Source organism: Euzebya rosea (assembly GCF_003073135.1).
Classification (GTDB): domain Bacteria; phylum Actinomycetota; class Nitriliruptoria; order Euzebyales; family Euzebyaceae; genus Euzebya; species Euzebya rosea.
Genome location: NZ_PGDQ01000024.1, coordinates 17,192 through 34,669, shown reverse-complemented (window position 1 = coordinate 34,669; position 17,478 = coordinate 17,192). Strand labels below are relative to the sequence as shown.

Genomic DNA, 17,478 nt, shown 5'->3' with positions numbered 1-17,478 from the left:
ACGGGCGCATGGCCGCCGGCCACGCCCACGCGCTGTACGTCCACGGGCACAGCCCCGTCCACCGCCTTGCCCCGGAGGTGAAGGTCGCCGCGGCCTTCCTCTTCGTCATCGGTGTGGCGTTGACCCCCAACGAGGGCACGTGGGCGTTCGCCGTCGACGCCCTTGCCCTGGTGGTGGTCGTACGGCTGGCCGAGCTGCCGCTGCGCTTCGTCGCCTCCCGTGCGCTGGTCGTGCTGCCCTTCGTCGTCTTCGCCGTCTTCATCCCGTTCATCGCGTCGGGCGACCGGGTCGAGGTGCTGGGTGTGGCCGTGTCGGCCGAGGGCCTGGCGGCGGCCCGGGCCATCATCGCCAAGTCGGTGATCGGCGCGTCGACCACGGTGGTGCTGGCAGGGACGACCGAGACGCCGGCGGTCATGGCCGGCCTCGCACGCCTACGGGTACCGGCCGTCCTCACGACGATCGCCACGTTCATGATCCGCTACCTCGAGGTGCTGACCAGCGAGCTCGGCCGCATGCGCACCGCCATGACCGCCCGCGGGTACGACCCCCGCTGGTTGTGGCAGGTCAAGCCGATCGCCTCCTCCGCCGGTGCGCTGTTCGTCCGGTCCTACGAACGAGGGGAGCGGGTGCACGCCGCCATGCTGGCCCGCGGGTTCACCGGTGAGATGCCGGCACCCTCGTTGCGGCACGGCGACGCCCGCCAGTGGCTGGCCGTGCTGTGGCTGCCGGCCGTCTCGTTGGCGGCGACCGTGGGTACGGTGGCCGGCCTGTGACCGCTCCCACCCCTGCCCCCGTGATCGACCTCGACGGCGTCGGCTTCACCTATCCCGACGGCCATCGGGCGCTCGACGGCTTCACCCTCACCGTCGGTGCCGGCGAGTCCGTGGCCGTGCTGGGGCCCAACGGGTCGGGCAAGACCACGTTCGCCCTGCACCTCAACGGCATCCACGAGCTGCAGGAGGGCCGGGCGGCCATCAGCGGCCTGCCGATCGCCGACGACCACCTGCCGGAGATCCGCCGCCGCGTCGGCATGGTCTTCCAGGACACCGACGACCAGCTGTTCATGCCGTCGGTGCGCGAGGACGTGGCGTTCGGCCCCCACAACCTGGGTCTGCGCGACGGCGAGCTGGACGCGCGGGTCGCCGAGGCGCTGGAGATGGTCGGCGCCAGCGGCCTGATCGATCGTGCCCCGCACCACCTGTCGGGCGGCGAACGACGTCGTGTGGCGCTGGCCACCGTGCTGTCGATGCAGCCCGACGTGCTGGTCCTGGACGAGCCGACGTCGGGCCTGGACCCGGCGGGCCGTCGCGAGCTCGCGGGGGTCCTGGCCACGCTGCCGATCACCAAGCTGCTGATCACCCACGACCTGCCGTTCGCGCTCGAGCTGTGCGGCCGGGCGATCATCGTCTCCGGTGGTCGAGTGGTCGCCGACGGCTCATGCGTGGACATCCTCGCCGACGAACCCCTCCTCCACGCCCACCGCCTCGAGCTGCCGCTGGGCTTCGACCCCCGCGCCGGCTGGGCTGCCCGCCGCACCCCCTGAGGTGTGAGGCGGGCGGGACCCCGTCTCTTCAGCCAACGAGGCAGGGGCGGCTGGGGCGGCCGGGACTACGATGCGCACCTGACACCGTCGTCAACCACCAGCCCCGGAGGGCCGAGCCATGGAGCACACCCGAGAGTTCTACATCGACGGCAAGTGGGTGCCGCCGACGACCGACGCCACCCTCGACGTCATCAACCCGACGACCGAGGAGCCCCTCGCCACCATCGCCATGGGTGCTGCGGCCGACGTCGACGCCGCCGTCGCTGCAGCGAAGCGCGCGTTCACGACCTTCTCCCGGACCACCCGTGAGGAGCGGCTGGACCTGCTGCAGGAGGTCATGAACCAGTACAAGCTGCGGATGGACGACCTGGCCCAGGTCCTCCACGACGAGATGGGCTGCCCCATGTCCTTCGCGTCGAAGGTGCAGATCCCCTCCGGCTACGGCCACTTCAAGGCCGCCAGCAAGGTCCTGCAGAACTACGAGTTCGAGGTCGACCAGCGCACCACCCGGCTCCGCCACGAGCCCGTCGGCGTCGTCGGCATGATCACCCCGTGGAACTGGCCGCAGAACCAGATCACCTGCAAGGTCGCCCCGGCGCTGGCCACCGGCTGCACGATGGTCCTCAAGCCGTCGGAGGTCGCCCCGCTCGACGCCATCGTCCTGGCCGAGATCCTCGACGCCGCCGGTGTCCCCAACGGTGTGTTCAACCTCGTCAACGGCGACGGGCCGTCGGTCGGTGCCGCCATGTCGTCCCACCCCGACATCGACATGATGAGCTTCACCGGCTCGACCCGTGCCGGCATCCTGGTCCAGAAGGCCGCGGCCGACACCGTCAAGCGGGTGGCCCTGGAGCTCGGCGGCAAGTCCGCCAACATCGTCCTGGACGACGCCGACTTCGCGAAGGTCGTCCGTCGCGACGTCAAGGGCATGATGAGCAACAGCGGGCAGTCCTGCAACGCGGGCACCCGCATGCTGGTCCCCAACGACCGCATGGACGAGGTCGCCGAGATCGCCAGGGCAGCCGCCGAGTCGGTGACCGCCGGCCCCGACGGGTCCGCCGAGGGCATGGTCATCGGACCGGTCGTCAACCAGGCGCAGTTCGACCGGATCCAGGGCCTGATCCAGTCCGGCATCGACGAGGGCGCGACCCTGACCGCGGGCGGCACCGGCCGTCCCGACGGCGTCGACACGGGCTACTTCGTGAAGCCGACGGTGTTCACCAACGCCACCAACGACATGCGCATCGCCCGTGAGGAGATCTTCGGGCCGGTCATGACGATCATCGGCTACGACGACGAGGCCGAGGCCATCGAGATCGCCAACGACAACCCCTACGGGCTGTCGGGCTACGTCAACTCCGGCGACATCGAGCGAGCTCGCGCGGTGGCCAGCCAGCTGCGGACCGGGATGGTCCACCTCAACGGCGCCCCGGCCGACATCTTCGCCCCGTTCGGCGGCTACAAGCAGTCGGGCAACGGACGCGAGTGGGGCCAGCTGGGCTTCGAGGAGTACCTCGAGACCAAGGCCGTCATGGGCTGGACCCCCCGCGAGGACTGATCCAGCCGACCGACCAACGACGTCGAGCGCCCGAGGTCTGATGACCTCGGGCGCTCGTCGTGTGCGGCGGAAGGCGGCGGCCTTCCGTCGGCGGTCCTACTGGGCGGTCAGCCGCTCCAGCGTCTGCTCCAGCGCGGCGGCCTCGTCGCCGTAGCGGTCGGTGAAGCTCCGGGTGGAGGAGTCGAAGCCCGACAGCCCACCGAGGATGCCCGTGACCTCGGTGACCAAGCCGGTCACCGTGTCGGAGGAGTCGATGTCGAGGATGTCGACCAGGTCACCGAGCGACCCGAGCGCCGAGTCCTCCACCAGGCCGTCGAGCAGCGTCTCCACGCCGGTCAGCAGGTCGTTCAGCTGGTCCAGCGGGACGACCCGTGACTGCGAGCCGAGCACGTCGGCGATGGCGTCGAGGATGGCGACCAGCGCCGCGGCCCGGACCGGGTCGGAGGTGTCGACCGGCCCACCGAGGGTGTCGGCGAGGTTCTCGAAGATCGGGATCAGCGCGGCCTGACGGGACGTCGAGACGCGGTTGCCCTCGGTGCCGATGACGCGCTCGAACGCGGCACGGACCTCGGTCGGCTGGGCGGCCATGGCGCTGGCGAACGCGGCGCTCTGGTCGTCCGGGCAGTCGGCATCGCTGTCGTCGGTGTTGCCGTCGCCGTCGCAGTCGGTGCCGTCCTCACCCGCGGGGGTCTCCTCGTCGCCGTCGACGCCGATGATGGACAGGATGGCGCCGAGCAGGCCCGGGGACGTGCCGTCGGAGCCGGGGATGATGCCCTCGAGCAGGTCGAGCAGCTGGTCGAAGACCGGGCCGAGGACGTCCTCGAGGACACCACCGGTCAGCTCGTTGACCTCGTCCAGCAGGCCCAGCATCAGCAGCGCGGCGGTCTCGCAGGCGAGGAAGTCCACGAAGCTGTTGCAGATCAGCGGCAGGTTGTTGAGGCGCAGGGCGTTGGAGAGCAGGCCGTCACCGAGGTAGGCGATGGTCTCCGGCGGCAGCAGCGGGCCGTCGGCCAGGATGACCGGGGCCTCGTAGACCGCACCGTGGGCGGCGGCGGAGAACCCGGCCGACCACAGGGGTTCCTCGACGGAGCCGGCCTCGGTCAGGATCAAGCGCGAGGTGTCGGCAGCGTCGAGGAAGCCCATGAAGCGCGCGATCTCGATCGCGGTGCCGTACCGGTTCTCACCGGCGACACGGGTCACGGTGATCCCCATGTCGGTCAGGGTGTCGGCGACCTCGGGGGCGATGGCAGCCTCGCCACCGACGATGACGACCTCCTCGACCCCGGAGTCCTCGAAGTACGCCTCGGCGGCGGGGTGCAGGTACCCGGTGGTCGTCAGCAGTGCCGGGTACTCCATGGAGGAGCCCAGCGGGCCGGCACCGAGGGCGTCGGCGTAGGCCTGCGACTGGTCGGTGCCCTCGTCGGGGTAGGCCCGCATCAGCAGGGCGGTGTCGGCGTTGGGGGCGACGTGCTCGGCCAGCATGGCGGCGGTCTCCACGCGGGAGGGGCCACCCACGCGGCTGACGTTGTCCTCGCCGAAGTTGGCGACGAACTTGGACTCCAGGTCGGGGGAGATCGCATCCTCGGAGCCGAGCAGCAGGATCTCGGTCGCCCCGAGGCGGGTCAGCTCGTCGGCGATCCGCAGGTCGAGGTCGTCGGTCTGGGTCAGCAGCAGCGGCGCACCGGCGATGCCCTGGGAGGCGACGGAGGACAGCGAGTCGGCGAACACGTCGTCACGACCGATCATGACCAGGTTGGCGCTGTCGAACGTGATGCGCGACAGGGCGATCGAGGCCTCGACCGCATCGTTGGCGTCGAGCCGGACGGCGTTGTCGAACGGCACGTCGCCGAGGGCGTCACCGAGCGGGTCGGTGATCGTCTCGATCACGTCCTCGAGGGGGTCGAGGATGGCACCGATGACGCCGGGGGGCGCGACGGGGAGGTCGTCGAGGCCGGGGATCTGTGACTGGGCGGGAAGGGTCATCGCCATCGCGAGGACCGCGGCGATCACGCCGGCGAAGGCGGATCGACGAAGAAGGACACTCATGGACTGCATCACCTTTGTACGGGGAGGGTGACAGGGACTGTCGTGACTGGCTACTTGTGACTAGTCGGCCATACTGCCCGCGAACTTGAACGGAAGCGAACAAGTCGTCCCGTTTCTTTTGGGCCGGACGTCGTTCAGTCCGTGGCGTCGCGCAGGACCCGCATCGCGTTGGCGATCGCCGCGACCGACGTGGTCTCGGCGTTGGTGTGGTACATTGTCGTCGGCACCTGCAGGGTGGCGCCGTTGACGAACTCCGCCGTCCCCCGTACGAGCCTCCCCAGCTCGGTGCGTCCCAGGGGCAGCAGGTCCCGACCGTTGAACCGGCGTTCCTCGTTGAGCCGCTCGATGAGCCGGTCCTTGACCACGACGGGGATGTCGTGGGACTGCGAGATCTGGATGAGGCGGCTGACGGTGGGCACGGAGAAGCGCGCGGTTTCGTCACGCCAGCGGAGCACGACGGCCCCGACGTCGACGGCTTCGCTGTCGTCGAAGGGTGAGGTGTCCAGGACGATCAACGTCTCCGGGGCCTGCACGTGGCGCAGCAGCTCGTGGTTGAGGTACCGCCAGCTGGCGCCGATCTCCTCCTCCGCGGTGAACACGACCGTGCCGTCGAACCCCGACTCCACCAGCACCAGCGCCATGGCGACGCCGAGCACGTTGTCGAGCTGGGCCTGGACGTGCTGCCCGTCCTGGGTGACCTTGCCCTGGAAGGCCACCGGGGTGGCGGTGAGGATGGCGTCGAGGCCCTTGACCGGAACCTCGATCCCGAGGTCGTCGATGCCGCAGACCGCCATGTGGTCGACCCGTCCGTCGGCCACCGTGTGACCGGTGCGCGGGTCGTAGGCCCGTACCTCCTCGTCCCCGAAGCGCGTGCACACCGTCTCGGCGAACGCGTGGCGATGGGAGTTGGCCACGCCTCGGATCGCCGGCAGGACGTGTGCGGCGTAGGTGAAGGTGCCCGGTGCGGTGCAGATCAGTCCGTGGCGGTCGGCATGGGCCGAGATGACCACGCGGCCGCCGCGTGCCCCGTTGCCGACGACCCCTCCCTCGGTGCTGGTCACGTCGAGCCCGGCGGTATGCAGCTCGCGCGCGAGGTGCCGCATGAGGGGCCCTTCGTAGCCCACCACCGAGGGGACCGCGACCAGCTGCTGGAGCTTGGTCAGCACCCGGTCCACGTCGTCGCCGATCATCGCCTCGCAACGCTAGCGGAGCGACGGCTTCCGTGGTGACCATGTAGTGGACTCGTAGGACTTGGTGAACGCCCGTCACCGGCGGCGGCGGCCGGGATGGCGTTGTGGGGGCCGGGCCTCGACGGGACGGACAGGACCTGCGGAGGTCACCACGTTCGACCCGCTGCCCGACACCCCGGGGTGCCGTGATCCCAACGGCGACGGCACGAGCGACGAGCAGGAGTGCGGCGCCGCAGGTCAGGACTTCGTGCTCCACGACTCCGGTTCGACCACCATGACCCCGCACCAGGCGGTCGTCATGCCGCACAACCCCCTGTTCCGGCCCGCCTCATCGAGCCGCTCGATCCGGCCGCCGACCCTCTCGATCCCGCTGCCGACCCGCTCGGGTCGGCGGCCGACCGTCGCTCAGGGCACAGGGATGGAGAACGTCAACGCGCGAGCGGTCAGGGCGGCCGGGCCGCCGGCGTCGTCGACCACGTCCCGCAGGCGATCCTGCAGCCGGGCCCGTCGGTGGCCGTCCAGGCCGGCGAGGTGTGCGCCGACGGGGCCGATGCCGAGCGTGTATCCCGTCCACAGCTCCTCGTGGGACGCGAAGGCGGTCTCGATGGTGATGGCCCCCTGCACGGCGCCCGGATGGACGGCCAGCAGGGCCGCCATGCCGTCATCGGTGCAGACCGGCCAACGGTGGCGCTCGTCGGCGTTCCCCAGCACACCCTCGAGGTCGGCCGCGTCCCAGTAGCGGCGGAGGAAGAAGTCGGGGTGTCGGTAGTCCCACACGTAGCCGGCCACGGTCCCCCCGGGGCGGGTCACCCTGACCAGCTCCGCCAGTGCCGACCCGGGGTCGGGGCAGAAGTTGAGCACCAGGCCCGTGACGGCCACGTCGACGACGCCGTCGGCCAGCGGAACCGCGTCAGCCGACCCGAGGACCAGCTCGGGGGACACCTCGCTCGTAGTCGCCAGGCGACGGCGGGCGAGGGCGAGCTGCGCGGGTGACGGGTCGAGACCGGTCAGTCGGGCAGGACGGCGTGCGTGCAGGACAGCGGCGAGCAGTGCCCCCGACCCGCACCCGACGTCGAGCCACCAGCACTCGTCCGGCACGTGGAGGTCGGCCACGAAGCTCGCGGCCACCCGGTCGCTCCAGCGTCCCATGAACCGTTGGTAGGCGTCGCCGTCCTCGAACATGCGGACTGCATCTCCTCGGCAGGCCGGCGGCTGCCGGCAGGTGCCTCGCACACTACGCCCATACGGTCGACCGCGATACACGAGTATCGTTACCGTTCGTGGACCATCACCTGGCGCAGGTCAACGTGGCGTACGCCGTGGCGCCGCTGGACAGCCCGCGGATGGCCGGGTTCGTCCGGGCCGCCGCCCACGTCAACCGGGCAGCGGACGCGGCCGCCGGGTTCGTGTGGCGGCTGGAGGACGCTGCCGCCGTCCCGTTCCTGGGTGACGAGCGGTGGGTCGTCAACGTCTCGGTCTGGCGTTCCATGGCCGACCTCGAGGCGTTCACGTTCACCGACCCGCATCGCCGCATCATGCTGCTTCGCGGTCGGTGGTTCGAGCCGCACGACGCCCCAGCGACCGCCTGCTGGTGGGTACCCGACGGACACGTCCCCGACCTCGCCGAGGCGCACGACCGGGTGCGACGGCTGTGGGAGGAGGGCTCCTCCCCAGACGTGTTCGCGCTCGGTGCGGGGGTGCCGCCCCCACCCCCGCCCGGCTGAGTCACGCCTCGGTCGTCACGCCTCGGGCAGCGTGGCCTTCGCGGCACCCTGGCCGTGGGCCTCGAGGTCGTAGCCGACCTGGCAGAAGCCGTGGTTGCAGTACCCGCCGGGGTTCTTGTGCAGGTAGCCCTGGTGGTAGTCCTCGGCGTAGTAGAAGACCCCGTCCCCTGCCTCGTCGGCCGGACGGATCTCGGTGCTGATCTCGCCGTACCCAGCGTCCTTCAACGCCTGCTGGTAGCGGGCACGGGAGTCCAGCACGGTCGCCATCTGCTCGTCGGTGGTGGGGTAGACCGCCGAGCGGTACTGGGTGCCGATGTCGTTGCCCTGCCGGTTCGGCGTCGTCGGGTCGTGGTTCTCCCAGAACGCCTTCAGCAGCACGTCGAGGTCGACCTGCTCGGGGTCGTAGACCACCTGCACGGCCTCGGTGTGGCCCGTCCGTGCGGTGCAGGTCTCCTCGTAGGTGGGGTTCTTCGTCCAGCCACCCATGTAGCCGGCGGCGGTGGAGTGCACGCCGTCGATCTGCCAGAAGATCCGCTCGGCCCCCCAGAAGCAGCCCATGCCGAAGGTGATGACCTCGTGCCCCTCGGGCCACGGGCCCTTCAGGGGCGTGCCCAGCACGACGTGGCGGTCGGCCACCGCGAGCTCGGCGTCGCGGCCGGGCAGGGCGTCCTCGCGGGTGACCATGGTCGTCTTGTTGCCTGACAGGAATCGGAACATGTCGCCTCCAACGCGCCGGGCCGCCCACGCTATCCCGATGTCACCAGCTCGTGAGGAGTGCGAACGGTGACTCGGCGTGGCAGGTGGCCGTTGTGATCGCGCCGATCATCGTCGGTGGGCGACGCAGGCCCCGATCGCGCCGACCGGGCGGCGGCGATCTGACACGGGCGCCCGCGTGGTCAGCAGGCGTTGGGGGTCGCGTAGGGGGCCACGGCGGCCTCGTCGGTCAGCAGGCGGTTGGCGGGGACGATGGTGCCGTTCGTGGCGTCGAGGTCGAACACGTGCCACCAGATGTGCTCGAACGTGCCGTTGAGCGGCACCGCCATCTCCGCGACCAGGCCGGTGCTGTCGAAGACCTGCACGACGGCGTTGGACTGCGACAGCGTCTCGCCCCCGGAGAACCGGTGCACGGCGTAGCGGTAGGTGCCCGGAATGGCCTGGCTGATCGTGATGGTCTCCGGCCCGAACCCGCTGACGTCGTCGATGTCGAGCGCCGCGAACGGACACGCCTCCAGCGATCCGCGGGGCCCGTAGAAGACGTGGTACGGCTGGGACTCGGGTGTCCACAGGTGCGAGTCGAGGTCGGCCGGGTCGTCGTCCCACGACAGCACGATGCGCAGGCTCCCGGCGGCGAGCTCGGGCGACAACAGCAACGTGGCCGCGGTGTCCTGCGCCGGCACGACGTCCACGGTCGTCGGCGCACCGGGCACGTATCCGTCCGCGGCGGCGGTCAGGACGTAGCTGCCGCCGGGCAGGTCGGTGAACGTGTACTCCCCCGCGGTGCCCGTCGTGGCGGAGGCGCCAGAGGACAACGTCACGGTCGCGCCGACGACGGGTTCGTCGGTCGTCGCCGAGCGCACCGTCCCGCTGATCGTCCCGCCCGGGTAGGTGGCGGTCGTCGTCTGCGTCGACCCGTTGGACAGCGGCACGCCGACGGTCAGCGTGCACGGCTCGGGCAGGGTGGGGGACGTCACCACGGTGTAGGTCCCGTCCTCCAGCGGTGCGGTGGTCGGCTGGTCCAGGCACGTCCCGTCGATCGTCACCTCGGCGGCCTGGGCGAACGCGGTCGAGCCACCCTCGACCGTGACGGTGACCTCCTGCCCCGGGGTCAACGTGGTGGCGCTGGCCGGGACGAAGACCACGTTGGCCGAGGGGGGCAGGCCGAGGTCGATGCGCGCCGTCTCGCAGGCGGCGATCGGGGTGACGCAGGTCAGGACGGGCTCGTCGGTCGCCGTGGTCGGGACGGCGAACCCGCCGGTGTTGGCCGCCAGGAACGTGCTGGTCGGGGCGGGCAGGGCGTCCCCGGAGGCCAGGACGATCGGTGCGTCGAAGTGGGCGGAGTGCGCTGCCGCAGCGAACCCGCCGGCCCATGCGTCGGCGCCCTGCCCCTCCACGAGGGTCACCCGCTCGACGTCGTCGGCACCCTGTGCGCCGAGCTGGTCGGCCACGGCGACGGCCGTGTCGAAGCGGGTGGGGCCGGAGATGCGTGCCGTCGCCATGCCCATGCCGCGGACCTCGTCCTCCACCCCCTGGGAGATGGCTGCGGTGCCCCCGACGATCAGCACCTCCTCGATGGTGGAGGACGCCAGGTAGTCGCGGGTCGAGGCGGGCAGGGTGTCGGTCGAGGTCAGCAGCACCGGTGCCTCCAGCTCCGCCGCCATGCCCCCGGCCGCGAGGGCGTCGGCGAAGGCCTGCGACTGGTCGCCACCGGGGGAGGGGAACGCACGGGCGAGCACGGCGGTGGTGGCCTGCGGGGCGTCCATGGCCGCGATGGTCGTGGCCGTCTCGATGCGGGTCGTGCCGGCGCGCCGCTCGACGGCGTAGCTGCCGACGAGCTGCTGCTCGACCACCTCGCCGATCGCGGAGGTGCCGCCGAGCAGGATGACCCGGTCGGCACCGAGCCGCTGCAGCTCGGCGAGCACGCGGTCGGGCACGGGACCCTGCGGCGGGATCAGCAGCAGCGGGCTGCGGCTCTGCAGGACGCCCGAGGCGAGGGAGTCGGCGAACACGTCGCTGCGGCCCATGACCACCGTCGTGGTGTCGGGCAGCGGGGTGGCCTCCGACAGCCGGACCGCAAGCTCGACGTTGGACGGCGTTTCCTCGGACTTGACGACCAGCAACGCGTCGCTGGTCGTCGTGGACTGGGCACGACCGGGCGGGGCCGCCGACACGAGCGCCGCGAGCAGCCCGAGCAGGGTCACCGCAGCCGCCAACGGCAGGAGCAAGGGAACGCGAGTAGCCATGCCGATCAACTCCGTCTCAGCGGCCCCTCTGTTGGTCTCCGCCTGGCCGCAACACCCGTGAGTCTAGGCCGACCGACGGGTGACGGGAACACCGTTGATGACAACGTCACGAGCGTCCTCGGCAGGGTCCCACAGGGCCTCGGGCTCGCTGAACGGGTCGCGGGCAAGGACGACCAGGTCGCCGAAGGACCCCTCGCCGATCCGACCGACACGGTCGTCCCCGATCAGCTCGGCGTTGCCCCGGGTGGCCGCTCGCAGGACCCCGGTGGTGCCCATGACCTCGTGCTGCAGGCGCAGGCCCTGCAGCTGGTCGTCCTCGAGGTCGCCCATCAGGTCGGTCCCGAAGCCGATGGTCACGCCCTCCTCGGCGGCGATGGCGATGGCCCGCTTGCCGTGGTCGAGGACCTCCAGGTTCTTGGCCTTCTGGACCGGCGTGAGGCCGATCTCGTCGACTCGCCGGTCCATCGCGTCGTAGGTGGCGAGGGTCGGGACCAGCAGCGCGCCCGAGCGGGCCATCACCTGGGCGGTCGCGGCGTCCAGCAGGTTGCCGTGCTCGATCGACCGCACGCCGTTGGCGACGGAGTGCACGATGGCCTCCGGCGAGTAGGCGTGGGCGGCCACGTAGCTGCCGCGCCGGATCGCCTCGTCGCAGACCGCCCGGACCTCCTCGGGTGAGTACTGGGGGATGCGCAGCGGGTCGGTCAGGGAGATCACGCCACCGGACGTCATGATCTTGATCGCGTGGGCGCCGGTGCGGAACCGTTCGCGGACGGCCACGCGGAGGGGTTCGACCCCGTCGACGACCTCGGAGGTGTGGTGGCAGCACGTGTCGACCGCGAGGTCCCCGGGCCGCGGGTCGCCGTGCCCGCCGGTCTGGGACAGCGCCGGGCCGGTGAAGAGGTAGCGGGGCCCGGCGATCAGGCCCTCGTCGATGGCCCGCTGCAGGCCGATGTCGCCGCCAGCGACGTCCCGCACGGTCGTGAACCCGCGACGCAGCGCGCCGCCGAGCCGCTTGGCGGCCTTCGCCGTGACGTAGCTGAGCGGCGTGGCCTCCATGACCAGCATGTCCAGCCCGATGCCGTAGGCGTGGAAGTGGGCGTCGACCAGGCCGGGGATCACGACCCGTTCGCGGGCGTCGAGCACGGGCCGACCGTCGGTGTCCCCGGCGTCGGTGATGGCCTCCACGATGCCGTCGCGGACCTGGATGGCCCCCTCGACGAGCTCGTCGTCGGTGCCGGTCCAGATGCGGGCGTTGTCGATCGTGAGGGTTCCTGCGGCGGTCATGCCGCGCATCATGGCAGGACAGGCGGTTGCTGGCCGCGGTGACGGGGTAGCGAAGGGACATGGAACCGAAGATTCGTGTCTGGCTGGACGACGACCGCTCGATGATCCATCACGCCTCCGCGGCGCAGGTGGCGGACCTGACCGTGACCGAGGCCGACGGCACCACCGACTGCGGCCTGCCCGGCCGCATCCACCTCGTGCACCACGAGAACGTCGACATGGGCAAGCTCTGCCCGGGATGCCAGGCGGTCTCGGGTGTCCGCCCGCCGCTGGCCGGGCAGGACCTCGGCCCCGTCTAGGCCCCCGTGAACGCAGGGCCTAGCCTGACCAGCCATGGCGAAGCCCTGTGTGTTCTGCGAGGTCATCGCCGGCGGCAACGGCACCGCCGGTGAGGAGACGCTGGTCGTCGACGAGCCGGACGTCGTCGCGTTCCTCGACATCCGGCCGCTGTTCCCCGGCCACCTGCTGATCGTCCCGCGCCAGCACGTCGTCACCCTCGACGAGCTGCCCCCGGAGCAGCTCGCGCCGTTGTTCGGGGTGGCCCAGCGGGCGGTGACGGCGATGCAGACCGCGCTCGGTGCCCAGGGGGCGTTCGTCGCCAACAACAACATCGTCAGCCAGTCGGTCCCGCACCTGCACGTCCACGTGGTCCCCCGGACGAAGGGCGACGGGCTGAAGGGGTTCTTCTGGCCCCGGACGGGCTACCGCGACGACGCCCACCGCCTCGAGGTCCTGCACACCCTCCGCGCCGCCCTGCGCTGAGCCCACACCTGCGCTGAGCCCACACCCTCTGCTGGGCCGCCTCCCCGCGTCGCCCCGGGGGCGGTAGCCGGCGACCGTCCCCGCCCGCGTGTGCGTTCCCCCGCCGTGGAGGGCGTCCACCCCACCCGCCCCCGCGCGCCGTGTGGCATCCCCACCCGATGGGGCCCGCCAGCGCACACCACACCCGACCCCGCGCCCGATCCCCACCCCCCGGCGGCGTCCATCGCACACGCCGACCCATCAGCGACCCTCCGCGGCCCACGCGCACGCAGTGACGATTCCGCTGCTGGCTCACGCACACAGGCGTTGCACAGTTTCTTTGCACAGTTTCTGTGCACAGGCGTATCGTGGCGCGCATGACCGACTCCCGTCACCCGTCGTGGGTCCAGCTGGACCGCGAGAAGCTGCACTGCCTCGCCCATCCCATGCGCAGCCGGCTACTGGCCGCGCTTCGTGCCGACGGGCCGTCCACCTCCGCGAAGCTGGCCCGCCGCTTGGGCACCAACACCGGGGCCAGCAGCTACCACCTCCGTGAGCTCGCCGACGTGGGGCTGGTGCACGAGGTGCAGGACATGGGGACCGCACGGGAACGCTGGTGGGCACCGTCCCACCAGATGACCACCTTCAGCGAGGCGGACTTCTTCGACGACCCCGACGACCGGGCCGCCGTCGACTGGCTGATGGCCCACCACCTGCGGGCGACGACCCGATGGCGCGAGGAGTGGCTGGCCGCCCGCCACACGTGGTCGGAGGAGTGGGTGCGGGCCAGCACCACCAGCGACCACCTGCTGGAGCTGACGCCCGCGCAGCTCGCCGCGATGAACGCCGACCTCGAGGCCGTCGTCGAGCGGTACCGCACCGAGGGGCCGGCCGCGGACGGCGAGGTGCAGCAGGTCCTGGTGCTCGTCGACGGCTTCCCCGCTCGTGAGGTGTCGCTGTGAGCACGTCCCAGGGGCACCCGTCGGGCATGGCGGCGGCCACGGATGTCCGCCGCCGCTACCTGGTCCTCCGGGCGACCCGGTGGCTGCCGACGGGGCTTGTCATCCCCGTGTTCGTGCTGGTCATGCTGGACCGCGGGCTGTCGCTGGGGCAGATCGGGCTGGTCGTCGCGGGGCAGGGCATCGCCGTGATGGCGCTGGAGCTGCCGACCGGCGGGCTGGCCGACGCGATCGGCCGGCGACGCGTCCTGGTCGTTGCCTCGGCGATCGAGCTGGTCGCCGGGCTGCTGTTCCTCGTCGCCGACACGCTGCCGTTGCTGCTGGCCTTCTGGGTGCTGGAGGGCATCTACCGGGCGCTGGAGTCCGGTCCGCTGGACGCGTGGTTCGTCGACCGGTCGCAGGCAGTCGATCCCGACGCCGACCTCGAACGCGGCCTGTCCACCGCCGGGGTGGTCCTGGGGTTGGCGATCGCCGTCGGCGCCGTCGGGTCCTCCGTGCTGGTCGCGACCGCGCCGTTCCCCGGACTCGATCCGCTGCTCGGGCCGGTGGTGGTCGCGGTGGCGCTCCGGGTGATCGACCTGGTGGCCATCCACCGGCTGATGGACGAACCCGAACGCCATGGCGTGCCGCTCGACCTCGGCGGGGCCCTCCGCGGCGTGCCCCGGGTGATCAGGACGGCCGGCGCCGCAGCGAGGGCGTCCCGGTCACTGCGGGCGCTGTTCGCGGTCGAGGCGCTGTGGACCTTCGGCATGATCGCGTTCGAGACGTTCACCCCGGCCCGCCTCGAGCAGGTGCTCGGCGACGCCGACGCCGCCGCGGTGTACCTGGGCCCGTCCAACGCGGCTGGCTGGGCGGCTGCGGCGGGAGGTGCGGCGCTGGTGCCGCTCGTCACCCGACGGCTGGGTCCGCGCCACGCCGGACCGTTGCTGCTGGCGGCGCTGGGCGGCGGGGTCGTGGTCATCGGCACCGGCGGCACCGCGGCCCTGGTGGTCGTCGGCTACGTCGTCACCATGACCATGCACGGCGCCGCCAACCCCGTGCACCAGGGGCTGCTGCATCGTGCCATCACGGGGTCGGCGAACCGGGCCACGTTGATCAGCGTCAACTCCCTCACCTCCAGCTTCGGGGGCCTCGTCGGCGGGATCGCCCTGGGCGCGCTGGCCGATGCGACCACGCTGACCACCGCGACGCTGACCGGTGCCGCGGTCATCGCCGCCGCCGGCCCCCTGTACCTCCTCACCCGAACGCCCCCCGACCCCGCCGACGACGCGCCCCCCTCCACCCCGCCCCTGTCGTCTCACCAGCACTCCTGAGGGTTGAGCCCACGCACATCGGGTGCTCGTGCCCTGGCCCGTGCCAGCTGCCGGTGAGCCGACACACCGCCGGGGGTCGGGGGGCGAACGGCGAGGGCCGCCCCCACACCATGGAGGCGGCCCCGACCGGCACACGAACCGGTCAGCTGCCGACGACGCCGCCGCCGGTCTTCCAGATCGAGATCATCGCCGGGCGGGCACCCCGGCCCGCGTCGGGGAAGGTGGAGATGGGCTCGGCCAGCGTGCCGCCGTCGCCGGGGTGCTGGACCGCGCAGAACAGCGTCCGGCCGTCCGGCGTGAACTCGGGACCACAGGCCTCGGCGCCAACGGGCACCGACAGGAACTGCTGGACGTGACCGCGCTCGGCGCCGCTCAGCGGGACCCAGTGGAACGCGTCGTTCAGCTCCAGGCCGCCCGGCTGTCCGTCGGTGGCGACCAGCAGGTCACCCGAGTGGGTGAAGGCCAGGTTGTCCGGCGCCGAGATGGGTGAGACCTGCGACTTGTCGTACCCGCCGAAGAAGGTCGAGTCGTCCTCGGGGTCACCGCAGAGCAGCAGGAAGTCCCACCTGAACGTGGTCGCGCCGAAGTCGTCATCGGTCTCGACGAGCTCGATGACGTGGCCCCAGCGGTTGTCCAGCCGGGGGTTGGCGGCGTTGACGCCGGTCTCCTCGTTTCGCCGGGTGTTGTTGGTGCAGGCGACGTAGGCGTAGCCCGGACGGTTGGGGTCCGGGGTGACGTCCTCGGGACGGTCCATCGGGGTCGCCCCGACGGTGTCGCCCGCGAACCGTGCCCGGATCAGCACGTCGCCCTGGTCGGCGAAGCCGTTCTCCGCGGTCAGCCCGTGCTGTCCGTGGACCAGCGGGATCCACTGGCCGGTCTGGTCGTCGGCGAAGGTCGCCACGTACAGGATGCCGTCGTCCAGCAGGGCCATGTTCTCCTCCAACGTGTTGTCGGGGGAGTAGGTGCCGTTGGACACGTACTTGTAGAGGTAGTCGAACCGCTCGTCGTCACCGAGGTAGGCGACCAGGCGGCCGTCGGGGGCGATGGCGGTCTCGGCGCCCTCGTGCTTGAAGCGACCGAGGGCGGTGTGCTTCCGCGGCACGAAGTCGGGGTCGTAGGGGTCGACCTCGACGATCCAGCCGTGTCGGTACGGCTCGTTGGGCTCCTTGGACAGGTCGAAGCGGTCGACGAACCGCTCCCACTTGCGACCCGAGGCCTCGTAGGCGACGCCGTAGCGTTCGTGGTCGCCACGGACGGCGTCGCCATCGGCCGGCGCCTCGGCGCCCTCGGGCAGGCCGAAGTACTGGTTGAAGTTCTCCTCCGCCGTGAGGATCGTGCCCCACGGGGTCTTGCCGCCGGCGCAGTTGTTGAACGTGCCAAGGACGGCGGTGCCCGACGGGTCGGCGTTGGTCCGCAGCTTGGTGTGGCCGGCGGCCGGTCCGACGACGGCCATCGGGGTGGTACCGGTGATGCGACGGTTCAGCGCCCCACCTCGGCGGTAGTACGTGGCCCCGCCCTCGCGGTAGACCTCGACGACCGAGCCTCCGTGTGCGGCGATCTCGATGTTGACCTGGGCCTCGGTCGGGTTCTCCGGGTCGTAGGAGGCGAACATCAGCTCGCCCTGGGTGTACTCGTGGTTGACCCACAGCAGACCCTCGTCGGACTCGGTCCCCCCGCGGGTGGCGGGCAGGAAGGCGACGTAGTCGTTGTTGTAGCCGAACGCCCCCTCCTGCTGCTCCACGGTGAGGTTGGTGTAGCCGGTGTCCAGGCCGGGGGTGCCCTTCACGATCGGGTCGCCCCAGCGCAGGAAGGTGTTCCAGCTGTAGCCCTCGGGCACGACGACGCTGTCGGCGGTGGACGCCGAGATGGGCGTGAAGCCGATCTGGGCACCGTCCTGCGCCATCGCGACCCGCTCGGTCGCGAGCCCGTCGAGGCTGGCGGTCGCCAGGACCATGCCGGCCAGCGCACCACCCTTGAGGATGTTGCGGCGCGAGATCATGCGGGAGGCCACCGCACCGAAGTCGTCGATCGCACCGGCGCGCGGGTTGGACGGCGCGGTGTGGCACTCGTCGTTGCACTTGCTGGTGCACTTGCTGAAGGTGCCGGAGTGCCAGCTGCCGAACAGCGGCAGGGCCTGGCGGCGGGGGGAGTGCGTCATGG

The 17,478-nt window shown here is 71.5% G+C and carries 15 protein-coding genes; 8 read left to right on the top strand and 7 right to left on the bottom strand.

The window, feature by feature from the left end; all coding sequences use genetic code 11:
- Positions 1-8: 8 nt before the first annotated feature.
- From cbiQ to CUC05_RS22760, 3 genes are all read left to right on the top strand, one after another.
- Positions 9-773 (top strand): cobalt ECF transporter T component CbiQ, encoded by a 765-nt coding sequence (gene cbiQ, locus CUC05_RS22770; protein WP_108668443.1) that lies wholly within the window; start codon positions 9-11, stop codon positions 771-773.
- Positions 770-1,543, top strand: coding sequence for an energy-coupling factor ABC transporter ATP-binding protein (locus tag CUC05_RS22765; protein ID WP_108668442.1), 774 nt, complete (start codon positions 770-772; stop codon positions 1,541-1,543). The genes cbiQ and CUC05_RS22765 overlap by 4 nt, the downstream gene beginning before the upstream one ends.
- Before the next feature lie 118 nt (positions 1,544-1,661).
- Positions 1,662-3,101, top strand: a complete 1,440-nt coding sequence (locus CUC05_RS22760; RefSeq protein ID WP_108668441.1) for an aldehyde dehydrogenase family protein — start codon at positions 1,662-1,664, stop codon at positions 3,099-3,101.
- A gap of 96 nt (positions 3,102-3,197) precedes the next feature.
- Here the strand turns inward: CUC05_RS22760 and CUC05_RS22755 are convergent, their stop codons facing one another.
- The 3 genes from CUC05_RS22755 to CUC05_RS22745 all read right to left on the bottom strand — a co-directional run bounded on the left by CUC05_RS22755 (position 3,198) and on the right by CUC05_RS22745 (position 7,519).
- Positions 3,198-5,147, bottom strand: a complete 1,950-nt coding sequence (locus tag CUC05_RS22755; protein ID WP_170128096.1) for a cell wall-binding repeat-containing protein — start codon at positions 5,145-5,147, stop codon at positions 3,198-3,200.
- 134 nt (positions 5,148-5,281) lie between these two features.
- Complete coding sequence (locus CUC05_RS22750; protein WP_108668439.1) at positions 5,282-6,337, bottom strand: hypothetical protein; 1,056 nt, start codon at positions 6,335-6,337, stop codon at positions 5,282-5,284.
- Between the two features lie 405 nt (positions 6,338-6,742).
- Positions 6,743-7,519 carry a class I SAM-dependent methyltransferase gene (locus CUC05_RS22745; RefSeq protein ID WP_108668438.1) on the bottom strand — a complete coding sequence of 259 codons (777 nt, stop codon included), beginning with the start codon at positions 7,517-7,519 and terminating at the stop codon, positions 6,743-6,745.
- A gap of 98 nt (positions 7,520-7,617) precedes the next feature.
- On the opposite strand from CUC05_RS22745, the gene CUC05_RS22740 reads away from it, so the two are divergent.
- Positions 7,618-8,061: a DUF3291 domain-containing protein gene (locus tag CUC05_RS22740; protein ID WP_157965906.1), complete on the top strand. Its 444-nt coding sequence runs from the start codon at positions 7,618-7,620 to the stop codon at positions 8,059-8,061.
- Positions 8,062-8,076: 15 nt separating this feature from the next.
- Here CUC05_RS22740 and msrA read toward each other — a convergent pair whose 3' ends face one another.
- From msrA to CUC05_RS22725, 3 genes are all read right to left on the bottom strand, one after another.
- Complete coding sequence (gene msrA, locus CUC05_RS22735; RefSeq protein WP_205712504.1) at positions 8,077-8,778, bottom strand: peptide-methionine (S)-S-oxide reductase MsrA; 702 nt, start codon at positions 8,776-8,778, stop codon at positions 8,077-8,079.
- Positions 8,779-8,957: 179 nt separating this feature from the next.
- On the bottom strand, positions 8,958-11,021 hold the full coding sequence (locus tag CUC05_RS22730; RefSeq protein ID WP_108668436.1) for a cell wall-binding repeat-containing protein: 2,064 nt from the start codon (positions 11,019-11,021) through the stop codon (positions 8,958-8,960).
- Between the two features lie 63 nt (positions 11,022-11,084).
- The gene (locus CUC05_RS22725) at positions 11,085-12,305 is read right to left on the bottom strand and encodes a metal-dependent hydrolase family protein (RefSeq protein ID WP_108668460.1); all 1,221 of its coding nucleotides are present in this window, start codon (positions 12,303-12,305) and stop codon (positions 11,085-11,087) included.
- 59 nt (positions 12,306-12,364) lie between these two features.
- On the opposite strand from CUC05_RS22725, the gene CUC05_RS22720 reads away from it, so the two are divergent.
- The 4 genes from CUC05_RS22720 (at position 12,365) to CUC05_RS22705 (ending at position 15,318) form a co-directional block, all read left to right on the top strand.
- Positions 12,365-12,604: a hypothetical protein gene (locus CUC05_RS22720; RefSeq protein WP_108668435.1), complete on the top strand. Its 240-nt coding sequence runs from the start codon at positions 12,365-12,367 to the stop codon at positions 12,602-12,604.
- A gap of 34 nt (positions 12,605-12,638) precedes the next feature.
- A complete protein-coding gene (locus tag CUC05_RS22715; protein WP_108668434.1) occupies positions 12,639-13,067 on the top strand; it encodes an HIT family protein in 429 nt (142 codons plus the stop codon).
- A gap of 356 nt (positions 13,068-13,423) precedes the next feature.
- Positions 13,424-14,008: a winged helix-turn-helix domain-containing protein gene (locus tag CUC05_RS22710; protein WP_108668433.1), complete on the top strand. Its 585-nt coding sequence runs from the start codon at positions 13,424-13,426 to the stop codon at positions 14,006-14,008.
- Positions 14,005-15,318, top strand: a complete 1,314-nt coding sequence (locus CUC05_RS22705; RefSeq protein ID WP_108668432.1) for an MFS transporter — start codon at positions 14,005-14,007, stop codon at positions 15,316-15,318. Before CUC05_RS22710 ends, CUC05_RS22705 begins: the two co-directional genes overlap by 4 nt.
- 142 nt (positions 15,319-15,460) lie before the next feature.
- On the opposite strand, the gene CUC05_RS22700 is transcribed toward CUC05_RS22705, so the two are convergent.
- On the bottom strand, positions 15,461-17,476 hold the full coding sequence (locus tag CUC05_RS22700) for a PhoX family protein (RefSeq protein ID WP_108668431.1): 2,016 nt from the start codon (positions 17,474-17,476) through the stop codon (positions 15,461-15,463).
- Positions 17,477-17,478: the final 2 nt, after the last annotated feature.